At 67.6% G+C, this 1,585-nt stretch carries 1 protein-coding gene; it reads right to left on the bottom strand.

Annotation, left to right across the window (positions count from 1 at the left end):
• Positions 1-534 precede the first annotated feature (534 nt).
• On the bottom strand, positions 535-1,416 hold the full coding sequence (locus ITP53_RS55220) for a tyrosine recombinase XerC (protein WP_328818945.1): 882 nt from the start codon (positions 1,414-1,416) through the stop codon (positions 535-537).
• Between the last annotated feature and the right edge of the window lie 169 nt (positions 1,417-1,585).

Below are 1,585 nucleotides of genomic sequence, written 5' to 3'. Positions count from 1 at the left end.
CCACAAACCCAACCCCGCCCAAGGAGTCGCGGCGGCACCGCACCATGCGACGCAGGCCCATTCCCCGTACGACGTGCCTCCCCCCGCAGGCGCGACATCCGCCGCCTTCCGCTCATCACCCCGTGCCCACGGACCCACGCCATGGCCCGGCCCGGCGGCCTACCTCTTCTCGAACCGCTCGGCCTCCACCTCGGCAATGGCAGCCACCGCTGGCCTGGGCAGCCTGCTGGGCCTCAGCCTCTTGATCACCGTCCTGTTCCGACGACGACGGCGTACCCAAATGGGCCGGCACAGCCCGAGAACAGGCCGGCACCGCAAACGCCGCCAGCGAGGAAGAGCCCGCGAACGTCCCTCCCGAACACCCCGGCCACCACGTTGAGGCGCTGCGGGAGGACGCCATGGGCCAGAAGACCGGTGCGCTTGCCGATGAGGGGTGGATTCGCGCGTTGGCCTTCGATGGGGAGGCGATCGTCAGCGCTCCTTCGGTGGGGGCGATTTCGTCGCCGTGCCATCGGATGACCATGTGCTTCGCCGTCACGCCCTCGGATGGGCCTGTCGGTATGCCGTACGCAGTCGCTCGATCGAGACATGTGTATAGATCTGCGTGGTGTTCAGGGACGCGTGGCCGAGCAGTTCCTGAACGCTGCGTAGATCCGCACCGCCCTCAAGCAGGTGGGTCGCCGCCGTGTGCCGCAATCCGTGCGGCCCCATGTCCGGTGCTCCCTCCACCTGCGCCAGTCGCGCGTGCACCATCCGACGAACGGTTCCCGCGTCGATGCGCCCCCCACGCACCCCCAGGAAGAGCGCCGGTCCCGATCTTGCCCGAACCCACCGCGGCCGCCCGTGGACGCACCACCTGTCCAGCGCTCGAAGCGCGGGCAACCCGAAAGGCACCGAACGCTCCTTGCGCCCCTTGCCCAGCACCCTGATCACATGCCGGTCCCGGTCCACGTCATCGGCATCGAGCGCACACAACTCGCTCACACGCACACCGGTGGCGTACAGCAGTTCGAGCATGGCCTGGTCCCGCAGTTCCTTGGGCTCTTCTGCGGGCGGCGCGTCCAGCACGGCCTCCGCCTGCCGCTGATCGAGTACGGCCGGCAGCGGGCGGGGCACCTTGGCACTCCCGAGCATCAACCCTGGATCCGCCGGCAGCCAGCCCCGGCGATGGCAGTAAGCCGTGAAAGTGCGTGCACAGGCGGTCCTGCGCGCGAGAGTGGCCCTTGCTTTGCCCGCCCCGTGTTGCTCGGCCAGCCATTGCCGGAGCGTCCCGACGTCAAGGTCCTCGAGTCGGCCGTTCAGGTGATCGAGCAGGGAGGTGACGTCGGCCAGGTAGGCCCGCACCGTATGGGGAGAAAGATCACGTTCGAATCGTAGATGCCGAGTGAACTCGGCCACCGCCTCGTCCCGATTCACGCTCGCAGTCACCTCACTACAACCCACAAGATCCGTCACTCCACTTAAGTCCAAGACCCTTCTGGGAACAACCTCATCCGCTGGCAACGCGATCGCGTGGCTTGCCGCGTTGGTTGAGAGCGCTGGTTCCAGGGCTGATTGAGGTGTTCTGGGCGGGTGGGTTACGTGT

Origin of the sequence: Nonomuraea cypriaca, from assembly GCF_015645445.1 — a bacterium.
Classification (GTDB): Bacteria; Actinomycetota; Actinomycetes; order Streptosporangiales; family Streptosporangiaceae; genus Nonomuraea; species Nonomuraea cypriaca.
The sequence above is the reverse complement of the archived record's forward strand: the minus strand, read 5'-3'. Positions and strand labels throughout refer to the sequence as shown.